The 17,715-nt window shown below is 62.3% G+C and carries 15 protein-coding genes, 1 tRNA gene and 1 other RNA gene; 5 read left to right on the top strand and 12 right to left on the bottom strand.

What is annotated here, in order from left to right; translation table 11 throughout:
• Positions 1–82: 82 nt before the first annotated feature.
• The gene (locus CHB75_RS16830) at positions 83–355 is read left to right on the top strand and encodes a GmrSD restriction endonuclease domain-containing protein (protein ID WP_089272616.1); all 273 of its coding nucleotides are present in this window, start codon (positions 83–85) and stop codon (positions 353–355) included.
• A gap of 137 nt (positions 356–492) precedes the next feature.
• Here the strand turns inward: CHB75_RS16830 and CHB75_RS16825 are convergent.
• From CHB75_RS16825 to CHB75_RS16770, 12 genes are all read right to left on the bottom strand, one after another.
• Positions 493–582, bottom strand: a tRNA-Ser gene (locus tag CHB75_RS16825).
• Between the two features lie 152 nt (positions 583–734).
• Positions 735–1,457 (bottom strand): alanyl-tRNA editing protein, encoded by a 723-nt coding sequence (locus CHB75_RS16820; protein WP_089272614.1) that lies wholly within the window; start codon positions 1,455–1,457, stop codon positions 735–737.
• Positions 1,454–3,922 (bottom strand): DUF3772 domain-containing protein, encoded by a 2,469-nt coding sequence (locus CHB75_RS16815; protein ID WP_089272612.1) that lies wholly within the window; start codon positions 3,920–3,922, stop codon positions 1,454–1,456. Before CHB75_RS16815 ends, CHB75_RS16820 begins: the two co-directional genes overlap by 4 nt.
• Complete coding sequence (locus CHB75_RS16810; RefSeq protein ID WP_089272610.1) at positions 3,922–4,956, bottom strand: cysteine synthase A; 1,035 nt, start codon at positions 4,954–4,956, stop codon at positions 3,922–3,924. The genes CHB75_RS16815 and CHB75_RS16810 overlap by 1 nt, the downstream gene beginning before the upstream one ends.
• A gap of 181 nt (positions 4,957–5,137) precedes the next feature.
• Positions 5,138–6,265 (bottom strand): NUDIX domain-containing protein, encoded by a 1,128-nt coding sequence (locus CHB75_RS16805; RefSeq protein WP_089272608.1) that lies wholly within the window; start codon positions 6,263–6,265, stop codon positions 5,138–5,140.
• Between the two features lie 56 nt (positions 6,266–6,321).
• Positions 6,322–7,530 (bottom strand): SAM-dependent methyltransferase, encoded by a 1,209-nt coding sequence (locus CHB75_RS16800; RefSeq protein ID WP_089272606.1) that lies wholly within the window; start codon positions 7,528–7,530, stop codon positions 6,322–6,324.
• An 81-nt stretch (positions 7,531–7,611) separates the two neighbouring features.
• Positions 7,612–9,033: a cryptochrome/photolyase family protein gene (locus tag CHB75_RS16795; RefSeq protein WP_089272603.1), complete on the bottom strand. Its 1,422-nt coding sequence runs from the start codon at positions 9,031–9,033 to the stop codon at positions 7,612–7,614.
• A 222-nt stretch (positions 9,034–9,255) separates the two neighbouring features.
• Positions 9,256–10,896, bottom strand: a complete 1,641-nt coding sequence (locus CHB75_RS16790) for a BCCT family transporter (protein WP_089272601.1) — start codon at positions 10,894–10,896, stop codon at positions 9,256–9,258.
• Between the two features lie 44 nt (positions 10,897–10,940).
• A complete protein-coding gene (locus tag CHB75_RS16785) occupies positions 10,941–11,354 on the bottom strand; it encodes a universal stress protein (protein ID WP_089272599.1) in 414 nt (137 codons plus the stop codon).
• Between the two features lie 245 nt (positions 11,355–11,599).
• A complete protein-coding gene (gene acuI, locus CHB75_RS16780) occupies positions 11,600–12,592 on the bottom strand; it encodes an acryloyl-CoA reductase (protein WP_089272597.1) in 993 nt (330 codons plus the stop codon).
• Between the two features lie 194 nt (positions 12,593–12,786).
• Entirely contained in the window at positions 12,787–13,494 is a 708-nt protein-coding gene (locus tag CHB75_RS16775; protein ID WP_089272595.1) for a DUF1326 domain-containing protein, read from the bottom strand.
• Positions 13,495–13,509: 15 nt separating this feature from the next.
• On the bottom strand, positions 13,510–14,295 hold the full coding sequence (locus tag CHB75_RS16770; protein ID WP_089272593.1) for a DUF2182 domain-containing protein: 786 nt from the start codon (positions 14,293–14,295) through the stop codon (positions 13,510–13,512).
• 78 nt (positions 14,296–14,373) lie between these two features.
• Between CHB75_RS16770 and CHB75_RS16765 the strand changes: the two genes are divergently transcribed.
• The 4 genes from CHB75_RS16765 (at position 14,374) to chrA (ending at position 17,658) form a co-directional block, all read left to right on the top strand.
• A complete protein-coding gene (locus CHB75_RS16765) occupies positions 14,374–15,102 on the top strand; it encodes a FadR/GntR family transcriptional regulator (protein WP_089272591.1) in 729 nt (242 codons plus the stop codon).
• Between the two features lie 151 nt (positions 15,103–15,253).
• Positions 15,254–15,607: a transfer-messenger RNA gene (ssrA, locus tag CHB75_RS16760) on the top strand.
• Positions 15,608–15,667: 60 nt separating this feature from the next.
• Entirely contained in the window at positions 15,668–16,318 is a 651-nt protein-coding gene (locus CHB75_RS16755; RefSeq protein ID WP_089272589.1) for a DUF1194 domain-containing protein, read from the top strand.
• 89 nt (positions 16,319–16,407) lie between these two features.
• On the top strand, positions 16,408–17,658 hold the full coding sequence (gene chrA / locus CHB75_RS16750) for a chromate efflux transporter (protein WP_089272587.1): 1,251 nt from the start codon (positions 16,408–16,410) through the stop codon (positions 17,656–17,658).
• Positions 17,659–17,715: the final 57 nt, after the last annotated feature.

The following is a 17,715-nucleotide window of genomic DNA, read 5'->3' as shown; positions in this document are numbered from 1 at the left end:
TCAATGCCCTCGGCACTGCCGAGATCATTCGCGTGGCATAACGCCAGCGGGGTAAGGGGAAGTCATGCCTCAGGCGTGAGTTCTGCAACAATGCCACAGCAGTGAGACAGCTTTTGCCATCCCGGTGTATCAGCGAAACTACGGCTGGACGCGTATGCATTTCCAGCAGCTGTTCAACGACATCTTGGCAACTGGCACGGATAAGAGCCAGTCAGGGCATTTTATCGGCAGCATCGTAAACGTCACCAGAAATATAGCGACAGAAATGGGCGTGGAGGCGCAGAATAGTGATTTGCCAGAAGGTAAGTCGAAACGCTACAACCTGAAGCCTTCGAAGCGAAGCCCAACGCTTTAAAAAGGTGAACACAAGTCGGAAGTTTGAGTCTTCCCACCTCAAGCGCACATCATTTTCGAAATGGCGGACAAAATGGGGGGTGAGCTCGCGTGAATACCGGTTAAGTAACTGATTGGAAATGGATATTCTCGGTGCAGTGGCGGAGAGGAAGGGATTCGAACCCTCGAGACGGTTCCCCGCCTACACACTTTCCAGGCGTGCGCCTTCGACCACTCGGCCACCTCTCCGCCGACCGCTTTAGCGTGAGGGCTAGGGCAGGTGCAAGAGGCTAGCCAAGGAAATCTTGCAAAAACATGCCAGAATTCGACGGCGCCTGTCGAAATCCTGACCCGACGTTGGGTAAGGTCGCCTGCCCACGCCCAATCCACGCGGCAAGTCGTCAGATATCCAGGGCGATGTTCACCCGGCGGTTCTGTTTGCCCTTGTTTTCGATCTTGCCCAGGCGCAGGTGGCCGATCTCGCCAGTGCGGGCGACGTGGGTGCCGCCGCAGGGTTGCAGATCGACGTGATCCCTGCCCTGCCCGATCCGCACCAGTCGGATCCGGCCGCTGCCGCGCGGCGGCATGACCGACATCGTCTTGACCAGCCCGGGATTGGCGTCGAGCTCGGCTTCGCTGATCCATTCTTCGCTTACCGTCAGATCGCGGTCCACAAAGGCGTTCAGCGCCGCCTCTATGGCATCGCGGTCCTCGGGCGGGTCGGGCATCAGGAAATCCAGCCGCCCCTTGCCCGCACCGATGGCCCCGCCCGTCACCGGCAGCGGGATCACGACCGACAGCAGGTGCAGCGCCGTGTGGACCCGCATGTGGCGGTGACGGCGCTCCCAATCCAGTTCCTGATGCAGCAGACTGTCCACTGGCGGCAAGGCTGATGCCTCCGCGGGAACAAGCACGCAGGTGTCGCCTTCGCCCTTCAGCGTCGTCGCGATGGTAAGCCGCCCGCCGTGCCAGCTGATGCGGCCACTGTCGCCGGGCTGACCACCGCCCGTGGGATAGAAGATAGACGCAGCGCAGACGATCCCGCCTTCGGGCGTATGCGCCAGAACACGCGATTCCGTCTCGCGCTGATAGGGGCTGGTGCGGAAAATCGGGTCGGTACTCATCTGTCTCCATCTCCGGCGTCAGCGCCGGTATCGTTTGTCACATCGCCTTCGTCATGCAGCGCGCCGCGGGCCGCATCCTTGTCCTGTGTGGGCTGCGGCGTCGAAGGTGGCTTGGCCGCAAGCGCGGAATGGTGCCTGTCCGCCGCGTCGGCAGAATGCAGGGTTTCGGGATTACGCAGCCAGATATCGCGCTGAGCAAACGGAATCTGGATACCCGCTGCCTTGAACCGTTCGGCGATCTGGTGATTCATTTCGGTTCGGATGTTTATCACGTGGTTGATGTCGACCAGAATGGCGCGGATCTCGAACTCCATCGCATTCTCGCCAAAGCCCTTGAAATAGACGTAGGGTGCCGGGTTCATCATCACCTGCGGGTGTTCGCGCGCGATGCCCAGAAGAATGGATTCAACCTGCCGCGTGTCCGACCCATAGGCCACGCCCACCGACACGATGATCCGGCCCAGCGAATTGCCGCGCGTATAGTTGGTCACGTTGCCGGTGATCAGATCGGCGTTGGGGATGATCACGTCGGTCCGGTCAAAGGTCTCGATCCGTGTGGCCCGGACCGAGATATCTTTGACATAGCCCATCTGGTCGCCGACCTGAATCCAGTCGCCTTCGGAAATCGGCCGTTCGATCAGCAGGATGATGCCCGATACGAAATTCTGCACGATGGTCTGCAGGCCGAAACCAACACCAAGCGACAGGCCACCGGCAACAAAGGCAAGCGAGGTCAGATCCAGCCCGGCCGAAGAAATCGCCAGCAGCGCCGATCCGATAACCCCGGTATAGCCAAGTCCCGCCACGATGGCATTGCGCCCGCCGATGTCGATACGCGTCTTGGGCAGGACAGAGTTGCGCAGCGCCCCCTGAATCAGACGCGTGACGGCGTAGCCTGCGAAAAAGACCAGGATCACCCCCAGGAAATCGGTCGGCGCGATACGCGTTCCACCCACGGTAAAGCCTGCGCCGAACCGGGCCCAGACCTCGGTCAGATCGGCAACCCGCGCGCCCCAGATCAGAGCCAGTGGCGGCAGCAGCAAAAGGACAAGGATAAAGCCCAGCAGCACCGGGATCAGGCTTTGCGCCTCTTGCACCGTCTTGCCGGTAAAGAGCTGGAAGGCGTCGCCGATAAACCGCTGAATCACCAGCCCGGTGCCGACCAGAAGCAGCGTGGCAATGGTCTGAAACACCAGTACATCCGACAGGTTGGCATAGCCAATGGCCGCCAGCACCGGTGCGGCAATCGCCAGAAGCAGGATCAGCTGACCAACGATGCGCGCGACACGCAGGCGGAAGTAGATCGCGTCCTGTGGCTCTTCGCCGCCTGAATCCCCTTGGGCACGCGCATCCCGCAGGGTCTGGCCCAGCCGGAACAGCAACAGCGCGCAAAGCAGGGTGATCGGGAAATTCAGCACCGCCGCGGTTTCCGGCCCGTAGGCGTCTATGCGGCCCAGCAGCGCCAGCGCCCCCTTGAGGACAAGAGCCAACCCGATCAGAGTCACGTAATAACGCGCCTGGGCGCGCCGCCTGCGCACGATCGGCAGGGTCGCCACATCGTCGTCACGCGAAAACGACTGTTCGGCCAGCCAGCGTACGAACAGCGCCACACCGATCCAGATCGGCAGCCGTTCCAGCATCAGTTCGACCCGGTCCCCCACCAAACCGCTGATCCGCACCGCCGTGGCAAAGGCATAGACCCCCAGCAGCGGCAGAACGATCTGCCCCAGTGACAGCACGAACTGCCAGACACCGCTGCCCCGGCGTGTGCGGCGGCGCAAGACATTCACACCCACATGCACCCAATGCGGCCCCCGCAGCGTCAGCAGCATTGTCAGCACCAACAGCGTAAGGACAGTCGGAAGCTTTGCGACGATGTCAGCGCCGCTCCCTTCCTTGGTCCAGGCCGCAGAAGTTTCCGATGCCAGCAGACCCGCAGAACGCACCAGATCCTGCAGCGCCACACTCCAGTAGCTCGGCAGCAACGGACTGGGTCCCAGGGCGAGCATCTCTTCGGCTTTGCGGGTCCGGATGACATTGTCGATCTCACGGATCATCCCGTCGGCCCGGGTATAGGCCTCTTCGGCAGCCAGCACCGGCGCGCGTTGCTGGGCAAGCTGGTCATTCAGCTCCTTGCGCCGCGCGGCGATGTCGGGTGCCTCCCGGGAACCCTCCTCGGGCACCGGCCCCAGCGCATCCAGCTGGGCCTGCAGCGTCGCAACCCGTGCCTTTTGTTCGGACTGGGCAGACTGGAACCGTTGGCGGTAACCCGCAATCTCTGTGCGCAGCGTTTCAAGGGACTTGTTCGACGCCTCGCCATCGGCAAGCGCAGTTTCGGCCCGTACGGCAGTGCTTTCCCATCGCTCGTAATCAAGTGCGCCCGGCGCCTCCGTCTGCGCAAGGCTCGCACAGACGGTGATGAGCAGAAACGTCAGCGCAAGGCAAAGCTGGCGCAGCAAGGCCATCAGACGTCCTCGAACACCCCGGGAATACTGGCCGGCGCGCGGTCCAGCCACTTGGGCACCGGCAGGCCTTTGGCAGTCAGGAATTCCGGATTGAACAGCTTGGACTGGTAGCGGTTGCCATAGTCACAGAGCACGGTGACGATCGTGTGCCCCGGCCCCATTTCCTTGGCCATACGGATCGCGCCCGCGACGTTGATGCCGGTCGAACCGCCCATGACAAGGCCCTCTTCGCTCAGCAGATCAAACACGATCGGCAGCGCCTCGTGGTCCGAAACCTGGCAGACGAAATCGGGCGTGAACCCTTCGAGGTTGGCAGTGATGCGTCCCTGCCCGATGCCTTCGGTGATGGAATCGCCCTCGGATTTGAATTCGCCCGTGGTGTAGAAACTATACAGCGCCGCCCCCATCGGATCGGCAAGACCCACCTTCACGCCCTTGGGCTGAAGCGCCATGCCGACGCCCGCGACCGTACCGCCCGACCCTGCGGCGCAGATGAAGCCGTCCACCTTGCCGCCAGTCTGTTTCCAGATCTCGGGGCCGGTGGTTTCGATATGCGCCTGCCGGTTGGCCACGTTGTCGAACTGGTTGGCCCAGATCACGCCCTTGTCCGATGTGCGCCCCAATTCTTCGGCCAGACGGCCGGAATAGCGCACATAGTTGTTGGGGTTGCGATAGGGCGCTGCCGGGACCTGCACCAGTTCGGCGCCGGCCAGACGGATCATGTCCTTCTTTTCCTGGCTCTGCGTTTCCGGGATGACGATGACGGTCTTGAACCCCATCGACGCCCCCACCAGCGCAAGGCCGATGCCCGTGTTGCCGGCCGTGCCTTCGACAATCGTGCCGCCGGGCTTCAGCAGACCCTTCGCCACCGCATCCTTGATGATATACAGCGCCGCGCGGTCCTTGACCGACTGACCGGGGTTCATGAATTCAGCCTTGCCCAGGATCTCGCAGCCAGTCTCTTCGCTGGCCTTGTTCAGCCGGATCAGCGGTGTGTTTCCGACCGCGTCGGCCAGATCTTTTGCAATGCGCATGAAGGTCCCCTTCCAGACATGTTTTCCACGATGTAGGCCGCGTATGGCCTGAACTCAAGCCGCAGCGCGCAGGGCCAGCGTGGCGTCGTTTGGTCAACCCTAGGGGCTTCGCACCCAAACGGCCATCCGAAACAGGCCCCTAGCCCGGAATCAAGCGCGCCGGGCGCGCGCTGCGCAGGCGTCACACTGCGGCCCGCAGCCCGTCCCGCTTGCGCGCCAGCCACAGCAACATCATCACCAGCGGCCCGACATTGATCTCTCCACTATCGACCAGCGCCATCGCGGCATCAAAGCTGATCACATGGCTGCGGATATCTTCATTCTCTTCGGCTATGCCATTCAACCCTTCGTCCCGCTTCTCCAGCGCACAAAGCCCCAGAAAACAGTGAAAGAATTCGGTCGTATAACCGGGCGACGGATAGACATTCACCATCGGTCGCAGATCGCCCAGCGTCAGACCGGCCTCCTCGACCGCCTCGCGCCGCGCACAATCCGCCGGATCTTCGCCGGCATCGACCAGCCCCGCAATCGGCTCCAGCACCCAAGGCGCCGGATCGCCCCGGTGCACCGGACCATAGCGCAGCTGTTCGATCAACATGACCTGATCGCTCACCGGATCGTAGGGCAGCACAAGGGCGGCATCAAAGGCCACATAGGCCTCGCGCGACACAACCTCGCTCTGGCTGCCGTCAAAACGCCGGTGCTGCAGATCAAACGCCCTGATCCGGAAAAATCCATTGTAACCGGGCCGATAGCGCAGGATATTCACGTCATCCCGGGTCATGCCACTGCGCAGGGTCTGCGGTGCCGCCAGCGCCGCCAGTTCCTGTGCCCATCCCCGGGCACAGAAGAACGGCCATAGCTGCTGCACCTCGTCGACCGGCATCACGCCGAACTGGACCATCACCTCATGCGCCGCACTCAGGGTCATCGCCCCCCAGCGTGCGGCCCATTCCGCCAGATCCCACGGCGCCCCGGCCTGCCAGCGCCCGGGCGCCGGGAAATAGACCTGTGCCCTTGCCTGCCCAGCGCCGCTGCGAACCGTCACCTCGCGCAGGTCATATTGAAACCCACCCTCGTAATAGTTCAGCCGCGCCACATCGCCGTCACTCAGACCCCGCACCAACAGGCCCGCCACCCGCGCGCCCTCGGCCTGCGCGATCATAGGAAAGGAATGCCCGGCGACCCACCAGGCCCCATGATCGTCCAGCACCGCCGGAACCGCGCCGATCTGCGCCGCCGGTCGGTCCAGCACGATCTCAAGCAGCGGCACATGGCACAGGGTGCCGTAGAAAAACAGATCTGCCATGCCGTCAGTTACAGCTGCAAAGGGGGTGGTGGTACATGGCGGCTGGGAACATTGGTCTATCCTGGTCTGCTGATTGTGATCTGCGTCACATCGCAGTTACCGCTGTGAAACGTCGCGGCACAAGAGGCGAGGTAGAAATTCCACATCCGCCGGAACCTGTCGTCAAAGCCAAGCCTTGCCACCTCGTCCCACCTGTCGTTGAATGTTTCATGCCAGCGCCGCAGCGTCTGGCTATAACTCGGCCCGAACTCGACAGACTTTGCCACCGCCAGCCCGGCTTTGCGCACCTCTTCACGCAGCACCACCGGGCTGGGCAGCATGCCACCGGGGAAGATGTACTTCTGAATGAAATCCGGGCCGCGCCGATATACCTCCCAGCGCTTGTGCTGAACCGTGATGATCTGCAGCGTCGCCTGCCTGCCCGGTTTCAACCGTTCGCGTACCGCGTTGAAATAGACCGGCCAATACTTCTCGCCCACGGCCTCGAACATCTCGATGCTGGCGATACCGTCATAGCTGCCACGCGCGTCCCGATAATCCTGCAGCTTGATCGTCACCCGATCCGACAACCCCGCCTTCGCGATCCGATCTACCGCAAAATTGTACTGCTCCTGCGAAATCGTGAGGCCGGTAACCTTCAGCCCGCGCTCCCTTGCGGCATATTCGGCAAATCCCCCCCAGCCGCAGCCGATTTCCAGCACATGGTCCCCCGGAGACACCCCCATCTGGTCCACCATACTAGCATATTTGGCTATCTGCGCCGTCTCGGTGCTTTCCTGCCCAGTCTCGAACAGCGCCGATGAGTAGGTCATCGTGTCATCCAGCCACAGCCGATAGAAATCGTTGCCCAGATCGTAATGGTGGCTGATGTTGCGGCGTGCCTGCCGCTTGGAATTGCCCTGCCACCAGAACCGCAGCCGCTCAAACGCCCGCACCAGCCCCATCCCGGGAAACCCGTCATACAGCGCGTCATTATCCGCATGCACCAGATCCATGAACGCCATCAGGTCCGGTGTGCTCCACCACTTGTCCAGGTAGGCATCGCAGAACCCCAGATCGCCCTCGCGGATCAGGCGGGCAAAGATATCCGGGTTGTGAATCTGCAGCTCGGCCACCGGCCCGGGATTGCGCCCCTCTGCGCGAAACACCCGTCCATCCGGCAACACGAAATCGATGCGCCCTTTGTTCATGTCTTTCGACATCTCGAAGACTTGCGGAAAATACCGTGGCAGGCCCGTCTGGTCTTTGGTCTTGGTCAGGATCATAGGCACGCCCATCTGCGGAAAATCGACACAAAGGCTACGCCCGGCCAAGCCGCTATAGCAAGTGTTAACCAATTTCTTCACTCAGAAATCCCTGTTTGCATAAGCATTCAGCGCCGTCATGCGCCCCTCTGCGACGTCAACCACCGGCGCGGGATAGGGATCGCGGGGCGACAGGACCCATTGCTTTGGGATCGCGTCAAAATAACTCAACGCATCCCGCGAAGGTTCCAGACGGCCTTCGGCAATCCAGCGATCGGCATAGGCATGGGCGGGGTCGAATTTCTTCAGCTGGGTCACCGGATTGAACACCCGGAAATAGGGCGCCGCATCCGGTCCACACCCGGCCGCCCATTGCCAACCCATGGCATTGCTCGCCGGATCCCAGTCGATCAGCGTATCCTCGAACCATTTCAACCCGATCCGCCAGTGACACATCAGGTGCTTGGTAAGGTACGACGCAACAATCATCCGCCCCCGGTTGTGCATCCGCCCGGTCACATACAATTCACGCATCGCCGCATCGACAAACGGAATCCCCGTGCGCCCCTGCCTCCAGGCGATGACTTCGGCGCTCTGTTCATCCTCACTCCAGGGAAACCTATCCCAACCTTCCTTCCAGTTGTCCGTCAGGATGCGCGGCGTGTGCCACATCAGATGATAGGCGAATTCGCGCCAGACCAGTTCTTTCAGGAACGTCTCCGCCCCGGCCTTGCCCACATTCCGCGCCCGCAGCCCCGCGTGCCAGCATTGTCGCGGTGTGATTTCCCCCAGCGACAGGTTCTCTGACAGACCCGAGGTGCCATCGACCCCGGGCAAATTGCGCGCCTCGACATACTCGCCCACCTTATGCGCCATGAAATTGCCCAGCCGCTCCTGCGCCGCCGCCTCGCCCAACCGCACAAAGGGGCGCACCACGTCAGCGCCACGCCGCATAGCCGCGCCCAGCGCCCAATCCGCCAGAGCTTCACTTTCCGGCCAGACCTGCGGCGCCGGTATATTCAAAGGCTGTGCCAAAGGCTCGGGCACCTCCCGCTCCTTCACCGCCTTCCAGAACGGCGTGAAAACCTTGTAGAACCCGCCCGCCCCGGTCTGAACCTCCCAGGGCTCGAACATCAGATGCCCGGCAAAGCTGCGCGCCTCGATCCCGCGATCCACCAACGCCTCCTTGACGGCAGTGTCCCGCTCCACGCCTTCGGGGTCATAACCCCGCATCCAGTAGACCGCCTCGGCCCCGGTTTCCTCGACCAGCGCCTCCAGCACCTCGCGCGCAGGCCCGGACCGCAGCACCAGCCGACTGCCCACGGCACGCAATGCCTTTGCGTGATGCTCCAACCCCAGACCCAGCCGCCACTTCGGTGCCGCGCCCAGCCGGTCGACACTCGCGTCCTGCACAAAGACCGGTATCACCGGACATCCCGTAGCGATGGCCGCGACCAGCGCCGGATGATCGATCAACCTCAGATCCCGCCGGACCCACAATAGGATCGGTGCCTCACCTGTCATATCTGTCTCCCTGTCCCGCTCACTCACATAGCCCGCCAGATCAGAGATCAAACACAGCGACACCCGCCCTCACAACCCACGCTCCGCCGCGAACAGGCCGTTGCCCCTCAGCCAGCACCAGAAACCAGCGCGCGCGGCACGCGCGCTCAATCGGATCACGCCCAGACAAAAGGCCCCGGAGTCTCCTCCGGGGCCCATCAGCATCTCAAAGCAGACCGGGGATCAGCTCCGGCGTTCTGCCTGCAAGCCCCGAAAGATGGACCAGCACATCACCAGCAACACGATGGTGAACGGCAGACCCGTGGAAATCACCATGCTCTGCAACGACTGCAATCCGCCCGCCGACAACAGCAGCACAATGGCCACCGCACCTTCGAAGATGCACCAGAACACCCGCTGCGTCACCGGGGCGTCAACCTTGCCACCCGCCGTGATCGTGTCGATCACAAGTGATCCGGAATCCGACGAGGTCACGAAAAACACCACCACCAGCAAGATGCCGATAAAGCTGGTGATACCCGACAAGGGCAGCGCATCCAGCATCTTGAACAGCTGCAATTCCAGCGGTGCGTCCTGTGCCGCCGTATAGCCGTCAGCAACCACCTGATGAACGGCCGTGCCGCCAAAGACAGACATCCACAGCACGCAAACGAGACTTGGGATCAACAGCACACAGACCACGAATTCGCGTACCGTGCGCCCGCGTGATACCCGTGCGATGAACATGCCCACAAAGGGCGACCAGCTGATCCACCACGCCCAGTAAAACGATGTCCACCCTTGGGAAAAGTTCACATCCTCACGCCCGACCGGCATCGAAAGTGCCGGCAGATACTGCAGATAGGCGCCCAGCGCGTCCACGAACCCCGTCAGGATCATCAGCGTCGGCCCGACGAACAGCACAAACAGCAGCAGCAGCGCCGCCAGTCCCATATTGATCTCGGACAGCACCTTCACGCCGCCATCCAGACCACGCAGCACCGAAATCAGCGCAATCGCGGTGATCCCTGTGATCAGCAGCACCTCGGTCGTCGATCCAAGGGGTATCCCGAACAGCTCGTTCAATCCGGCACTCGCCTGCGTCGCGCCGAACCCCAGCGATGTCGCAAGGCCAAACAACGTGGCAAATACCGCCAGAATATCGATCACATGCCCCGGCCAGCCCCAGACACGCTCGCCCAGGATCGGATAAAAGGCCGAGCGGATCGTCAGCGGCAGACCCTTGTTATAGCTGAACAAGGCCAGCGCCAGCGCCACGATGGCATAGATCGCCCAAGGGTGCAGTCCCCAGTGAAAGATCGTCGCTGCCATACCCAGACGAACCGCGGCCGCCTCGTCACCGGCAGCAGCGCCCAGCGGTGCCCAATCCGTACGAACGCCGCCTTCGGATGCCACCCCGCCCATGGAGGATGAAAAATGGCTCATCGGCTCGGACACGCCATAGAACATCAGGCCAATGCCCATCCCGGCCGCGAACAGCATCGCAAACCAGCCGATATAGGTGTAATCCGGGCTTGCCTCCCTGCCGCCCAGCCGGACCGAACCCAGCGGGGTCACGATCAGAAAAAGGCAAAAGATCACAAAGATGTTCGCCGCGCCCAGAAAGAACCAATCAAACCCCTTGGTGACGCTGTTGAACAGCCAGCTGAAGACCGCGCCGGACTGCTCTGGCAGGGCCAGCGTGTAGAACACGAAGGCGACGATGCTCAGCCCCGAGATCAGAAAGACCGGGTTGTGAATGTCAAATCCGAACGGCCCGATCGAACTTTCGATATTGTCCTGCCCAATCGTATACTCCGTATCGATCAGATCCGAACGCCCTTCCGGGGCGGGTATGCCCTCGGTGCCACTGGCGTCTGTCATTTAGAAACTCCCTGTCCTGTTATGTTTCTTCACGTAGCCTGCTGTCAGCGCACGACCAGCACAGAGACCCGCGCATGTGTTGCCAGCGTTCCGCCATTGGACGGCCAGACATAGTCGGTCAGATTGGGAATATGGCTTGCCATCACGACAAGGTCCGCCCCCGTCTCTGTCACCGCCTTCAACAGCGTGGGATCCAGATCGATCGTCGGATCATGGCTTGTCATCGCATGCGCCTCGGTCTGGATGCCGCGTCCCTTGGCCTCTGATCTGGCAAAGGCCTCCAGCTTTTCGGCGAACTCCTTTGGCGTATGCGCAACTGAGGACGGCGTTGCCGCCGACACCCCGACATAGATCGCCACTGCACCATGCAGTTTTGCCAGGTCCGCCGCGCATGTCAGCGCCTTGTCCAGCTTTCCGGCATGTGCCAGATCGACCGGCACCATGATCCGTTTGAACATGCTGATCTCCTTTGTTTGCTTTCGCGCTGCCCCGGTGTTGTCCGCGCATTGCACGGTGCAATCGCAAGGCACCATATCGGCGCCATACCGGTCGGACAGCAGCGGCGTTTCAGCTTCCGAGTGTGGACATACTGCACGAAAACAACCGCATCCGCACCCCGGCTGCGGAAATTCCTTGGAAAATCAGAAAAACGGGCCGCCCCGTACCCCGGAACGGCCCGCAAAAGGCTGTCTTCTGACTGGCGTCAGGCGTTGACGTCGACGACCACCCGGCCCTTGACCTGCCCCTTCAGGATGTCCGCCCCCAGCTGCGGCAGATCCTCCAGCGTCGCGGGCTGTACCATCGCCTCGAGCTTGTCCATCGGCAGGTCCCGCGCGATGCGTGCCCAGGCCCGTACCCGGTTATCATAGGGCTGCATCACCGAATCGATGCCCAGCAGGTTCACACCGCGCAGCAGGAACGGCACCACCGTGGCAGGCAACCCCGCCCCCCCGGCCAGACCCACGGCCGCGACAGAACCACCGTATTTCATCTGCCCCAGCACCCGCGCCAGCATCGCGCCACCCACGGCATCGACACAGCCCGCCCAGGTCTCGGCCTCAAGCGGGCGCTTCACCGTCTCGGCCAGCTCCTCACGCGCCACGATCCGCGTGGCACCCAACCCCTTCAGGTAATCCTCGGTCTCGGGCCGCCCGGTCACCCCGGCCACCTGATAGCCCAGCTTGGCAAGGATCGCCGTCGCCACCGACCCGACACCGCCCGCAGCCCCGGTCACCAGCACCTCACCCTTCTCGGGCGTCAGGCCATGATCCTCCAGCGCCATAACCGCCAGCATCGCGGTAAAACCGGCGGTGCCCACCGCCATCGCCTGCCGCGTATCCAGCCCCTCGGGCAGCGGCACCAGCCAATCGGCCTTCACCCGCGCCTTCTGCGCATATCCGCCCCAATGGGCCTCACCCACACGCCAGCCGGTCAGCACGACCTTGTCGCCGGGCTTGTATCGCGCGTCTGACGACTCCTCGACCACCCCGGCAAAGTCGATCCCCGGCACATGCGGATAGTTTCGCACCAACCCGCCACCGGGGCCCACACACAACCCGTCCTTGTAGTTCACCGTCGAATAGTCGACCGCGACCAGAACCTCGCCCGCAGGCAGATCCTCAACCCCGATCTGCTTGACAGCGGCTGACGTCTTTCCCGTCTCCGCATCCTTCTCGACCACAAGTGCCTTGAACATCGCAATTCCTTTCCTGTGCAGGACCATCCGCCTGCGTCATCTATCCATAAATATCCCAAGGGGTCTCGGGGGCCCGAACCCTCACTCCGACCTGAACCTCAACTCCGGAAAACCCCGCGCAACCCCGACATCACCCGTTGCGGGATGGCGGGTGGGGCGTCGCGGCACGCGCGCGTCACCCCGACATTCCAAACTCACGCCTTCGGACCCTTCCAGTCGATCGGACAGATCTCTGCCGACTTGCCGCCAAAATCCCAGATCCGGCCATAGTCACGCACCTTGGACTTCAGCCCCTTCGCCGCGATGATATCCGGGCCCATCCAGTACTTGGAATTGCTGATCATCACCGGATGCTCCGGGTCCGCACCCTCCAGCATCTCGATCTCGCCCTGGATCTTGCGGCCGATATACAGCCCCCGCTTGCGCCCATCCCGCACGATTTCGACCTTTTCGCGCTCGGCCCCCACGATCTCGCTCACCAGCATGGTGAACAGCCCCGTCGTCCCGCCCGCAGCGCCCGAAAAGATCTGCAGCAACCCGTTGTAGGCCTTGCCCGACGCCCGCTCGTCCACATAGGCGGCGACCTTCCAGCCGCCCTCGGCCATGCGCCCCGGGATTTCGACCATCAACCCGACGTTCAGCCCGGCCAGCGACTCGCCCTCGTAATGTCCGGCGTCGATGGCAATCGCCATCCAGGCGTAACAATGCCCCTCGGTTGGGGGATGCGCGCCAAGGCTCACCACGCAGGGACAGAAGACCGTGCAGGAACAGTTCAGAAACAGCTCCCCCTTGATCGCCCAGTCCGTCGGCGCCATCTTGCGCCGCTTCGGGTTGGCCATACGCTGATCGATGCGCTGGCTGACGGGCAACCTGTCCGCCCCCGCTACACGTTCTATCGCCATTCTTTCCTCCTCAGATCAGACCCAAAGCCACGGCGCAAACCCCACGACAGCGCCCGCCACGATCAGCAACGCCCCCATCGGCCTTGTCACATAGTGCCCCACCTGCGGCAGTTTCTCGACCACCATGAACAACGTGGCAAGGCCCATCCAGGTCAGGCTCATCACCCCGCCGACAAACCCCAGCGCCATGAACCCCCAGCAGCACCCCAGGCAGAACACCCCCAGCGATGCCCCCATCCGCAATCCGCCATCAAACCCGGTGCGCCAGTGGCCGAGAAAATAAAGCGTCGGCGCATGGCAGACGCCATGGCACAGCTCCTTGGCGCGGCTAAACTGGAACGATCCAACAACCACCAGCAACCCGGCTGCCAACCAGCGCGACTTCGCTATCCCCAGCATGTCGATCAACCCGGCGAACAGCAGCCCCAACTGCGCCGCCGCGATCAGCGCCGCGAAGCCGACCCAGACCGCGAAATACCCCAGCACCACCCCCAGCCACCCGGCCCGGGTGCCATTGGCACTGACCATCAGATCCTCATAGGCGCGCAAGGTCGGCACCATGGTCGGCAGCATCATGGCCGCCATCATCACGGCCCACATCGCGAAAAGCGGCCCGAACCGCGCCATCGGCATATCCATCGTCATGCGCGGATCCATCCCGCGCATCGCCTCAGTCATGGTATCGGGGCGCCCCAGCAGGTCCAGTCCCATGTCGGCACTCATGACATACATCACCGCCCAGGACACCAGAATGGCCGCGAAAAAGCCCAGCCACAGCCCGCTACGAATGATGCCTTGCATGGCGTCCTCCCCGACTCATGTCTTGACCATATGAATGTCAGACATTTAAATACCGATCAAATCCTAATTGTAAGACATATGAAAATCATGCCGTCCAACCCAGCCGATCTCTCGGCCCAGATTGCCCAGTCGATCCGCGACGCCATTCTGGCGGGCAGGCTTCTTGTTGGCGAACGCCTGCCGTCGGAATCCGAACTGGCCGAACAGTTCTCGGTCTCTCGCCCCACGGTACGCGAGGCGCTGAAACGTCTGGCCGCGCAGAACCTCATCCGCACCCAGCGGGGTGCCACCGGCGGTGCCTTCGTCAACCACCTCTCGTACGAAGAGGCGCACAACCAGCAGATCACCACCTCGACCCTGCTCCTGTCAATGAACGCCATCAGCTTTGATGTGGCTTGCGAGGCGCGCTATGCCTTGGAACGCGCCTGCGCACCCCTGTCGGCGCAGCGCCGCACGGATGCCCACCTCAAATCCCTGCGCGCTGAAATCGGCACACAAAGCGAACCTGACCTCCCGGACGAAGCCTTCTGCGCCTCGGACGTCGCCTTTCACCGCGCTCTTGTCGATGCGGCGGGCAACCCGGTGCTGTCTTATCAGCTGGCAGGCGCGGTCGAAGCGATGCAGCCGCTGATGAACATGATCACTTTCACCGCCCGCTCGCGCGTCAGGATCATCGGCTTGCACAGCCAGATCGCGGATGCGTTGGAACGTTCCGATGCGGCTGCCACCGACGCGTCCCTACTCCGGCTCGAATCCTATACCCGCGACCTTGGCCGTGACGTGCTGGCCGCCCGCGCAAAAGGCTGAGCCATACCGCCAGCCATACGAAAACCATACGCTTTCCATACGCCTGCCATATCGCCTTTCGCCGCGTTTTCCCTTGGCTTTACGGGTGACTCCAGCGTCTCTCCCGGCCAACCGGCGCCGCTATAAATGGCATGCAGATACCTGAACGACCCCCATTGAAAAGCCGCACTATCGGCCCTATATTCAACTTGTCTGGCAACAGACTATGAACATAAACGCGCTCGTAATACGCGGATCGGACCCGGGGGCGGTACCCGGCCACTCCACCATATACCCGCTCATTTGGCGGCCATGGGGTGGAAATAGGATCGACGAACGTCTAAAGGGGTTTTGCTTTGTTTCGGTTAGGTACCACCGTTATCGGTCCGAAAAGTACAATTGCAAATGACAATCGTGCTCCGATGGCTGTTGCCGCGTAAGCGGTACCAAACATCGAAAACTTAAGCCCTTGCGCCTAGCAGCGTAAGGCGGGGTTCGCAGGCACCTGGCAACAGAAGCCTGCACTTTCCCCCCATCATTATAACTCTGTCCTTGACCGGAAACCGGATCCGGCGCCCAATGCCCCATGCTGCGCGCTGCATTAACCCTTCATTTACTACTTCAAGCAAGCCTTGCAAGCGCTTGTGAAACCGCACTTCTTTTGACAATGGACGTGTCAAATTCGGTCGATCCCAGTGAATACCGCCTGCAGGTGGACGGCCTTGCCGACGCGCTGCTGGATCCCGAAATCGCAGAAATTCTTGTACGCGACAGCGTCGCCCTTTCGGTCATCCAGTGGTCCGGCATTGACAGCCAGCAGCACACGCTGCCCTGGACCCGGATGCGCAGCCCGCTGGATGTCAGGAGTTTTTCCGCCGCCGCCCGCGCCATGCCACGCGCCTTTGTCCTGTCCGACACCGCCCCGGCCGAGGCGCTGTCCTATGCGCTTGACCGCTTCACCCAGGTGCCGGACTGCAAGCGCCGGATCATCGACGTGTCGGGTGACGGCACCCCCAATGCCGGATCAGAGGTCGGCCCGCTGCGCCGCCGCGCCGAACGCATGGGGATCACGATCAACGGCATCGCCATCGAATCCCTTGGCGTCGCGATCACGAACTTCTACCGTCGCCACCTGATCACCCGGGACGGTTTCGTCGTCACCGCACGCGGCCACCGCGATTACCCCCGCGCCATACGGATCAAAATCCTGCGTGAAATCAGTAAGGTACTTGGTTAGACACGCCTCCGCCAGTTGTGTCATTGACAGCTACCACCGGCACACGCACTCCTTCGCCGACAGGATAAAACGCCTTACGGAGTCCCGCGATGCCCCCTCCACCCAGTTGGCCCGAGATGTTGCATGTGTTCGGCCGCATCGGCCTGCTGTCCTTTGGCGGCCCGGCTGCGCAGATCGGCGTGATGCACCGCGAGTTGGTGGACGAACGGCCCTGGCTTAGCGAACAGCAATTCCTGAACGCTCTTGGCTTTTGCATGCTGCTGCCGGGCCCCGAGGCGATGCAGCTTGCCACCTATGCCGGCTGGCGTCTGCGCGGCACTGCTGGCGGGCTGCTGGCCGGGCTGCTGTTTGTTCTGCCCGGCGCGCTGGTCATTGCCGTGCTCACGCTTCTTTACGCCCGTTACGGCACCCTGCCGCAGACAGAATCTCTCCTGCTGGGCATCAAGGCAACGGTCATTGTCATCGTATACGAGGCCCTGCGCCGCCTGATGCGCAAGGGCTTGACCGGCCCGGCCATGTCCTGGGTTGCGGGTTTAAGTTTCGCCGCCATCTTCTTGTTCCAGATCCCTTTTCCGCTACTCATCCTTGCCGCCGCCGCCTTCGGCGCCACCCGCGCCAGCCCCGCGCCTGTGCAACAGACCCTCCCGACTGGAACGTTCCGACCGGGCGTGATCCTGCTCTGGGCCACGCTCTGGCTGCTGCCGCTACCGCTGCTTGCCCTCAGTGGGCAGACCCTGCTTTTCGACCTCTCGGCGTTCTTTGCCAAACTCGCCGTGGTCACCTTTGGCGGGGCCTATGCGGTACTGGCCTATATGGCACAAGAGGTGGTGACCGCCCGGGGCTGGCTTGACCCGCTGCAGATGGTCGACGCGCTTGGCCTTGCGGAAACCACGCCGGGGCCGCTCATCCTCGTGACCCAGTTTGTCGGGATGCTGACCGGTTACACGGCGGGCGGTACGGGCCTTGCACTGGCCGCCGGGGCGCTCACGCTCTGGATGACTTTTGTGCCCTGCTTTCTGTGGATTTTCGCCGGGGCGCCTTATGTCGAACACCTGCAGACCCGCCCACGCCTGCAATCCGCCCTTGGAGCCATAACCGCAGCGGTGGTCGGTGTGATCCTGAACCTCTCGGTGTGGTTCGCTCTACACGTCGTGTTCAACACGGTCACACAAGTCAACTTTGGCCCGCTCTCCCTGCCCATTCCCGACCCCGCCAGCCTGCGATCTGACGCGCTGATACTGACCGCCCTCGCCGCATTGCTTCTTCTGGTCCTGCACCGGGGGCCGCTGATCACTCTGCCGCTCATGGCACTGGCGGGTTGGGCCCTGTCGCTGCTCTGATAACACGCAACGCTTTGCCGGATGCCGCTGTAACGCCGCACCGGGAAAAATGCGCTG

Source organism: Puniceibacterium sediminis, assembly GCF_900188035.1.
GTDB lineage: Bacteria > Pseudomonadota > Alphaproteobacteria > Rhodobacterales > Rhodobacteraceae > Puniceibacterium > Puniceibacterium sediminis.
This window is presented reverse-complemented; position numbering and strand designations above follow the sequence as displayed.

Bases quoted from the DNA above. Each gene is read 5' to 3' on its own strand.
- CHB75_RS16775 (WP_089272595.1), bottom strand. From the start codon at position 13,494: ATGGCGATAGAACGTGTAGCGGGGGCGGACAGGTTGCCCGTCAGCCAG.
- CHB75_RS16815 (WP_089272612.1), bottom strand. From the start codon at position 3,922: ATGGCCTTGCTGCGCCAGCTTTGCCTTGCGCTGACGTTTCTGCTCATC.
- CHB75_RS16805 (WP_089272608.1), bottom strand. From the start codon at position 6,265: ATGGCAGATCTGTTTTTCTACGGCACCCTGTGCCATGTGCCGCTGCTT.
- CHB75_RS16765 (WP_089272591.1), top strand. From the start codon at position 14,374: ATGAAAATCATGCCGTCCAACCCAGCCGATCTCTCGGCCCAGATTGCC.
- CHB75_RS16810 (WP_089272610.1), bottom strand. From the start codon at position 4,956: ATGCGCATTGCAAAAGATCTGGCCGACGCGGTCGGAAACACACCGCTG.
- CHB75_RS16755 (WP_089272589.1), top strand. From the start codon at position 15,668: ATGCTGCGCGCTGCATTAACCCTTCATTTACTACTTCAAGCAAGCCTT.
- acuI (WP_089272597.1), bottom strand. From the start codon at position 12,592: ATGTTCAAGGCACTTGTGGTCGAGAAGGATGCGGAGACGGGAAAGACG.
- CHB75_RS16785 (WP_089272599.1), bottom strand. From the start codon at position 11,354: ATGTTCAAACGGATCATGGTGCCGGTCGATCTGGCACATGCCGGAAAG.
- CHB75_RS16800 (WP_089272606.1), bottom strand. From the start codon at position 7,530: ATGATCCTGACCAAGACCAAAGACCAGACGGGCCTGCCACGGTATTTT.
- CHB75_RS16795 (WP_089272603.1), bottom strand. From the start codon at position 9,033: ATGACAGGTGAGGCACCGATCCTATTGTGGGTCCGGCGGGATCTGAGG.
- CHB75_RS16820 (WP_089272614.1), bottom strand. From the start codon at position 1,457: ATGAGTACCGACCCGATTTTCCGCACCAGCCCCTATCAGCGCGAGACG.
- CHB75_RS16770 (WP_089272593.1), bottom strand. From the start codon at position 14,295: ATGCAAGGCATCATTCGTAGCGGGCTGTGGCTGGGCTTTTTCGCGGCC.
- chrA (WP_089272587.1), top strand. From the start codon at position 16,408: ATGCCCCCTCCACCCAGTTGGCCCGAGATGTTGCATGTGTTCGGCCGC.
- CHB75_RS16790 (WP_089272601.1), bottom strand. From the start codon at position 10,896: ATGACAGACGCCAGTGGCACCGAGGGCATACCCGCCCCGGAAGGGCGT.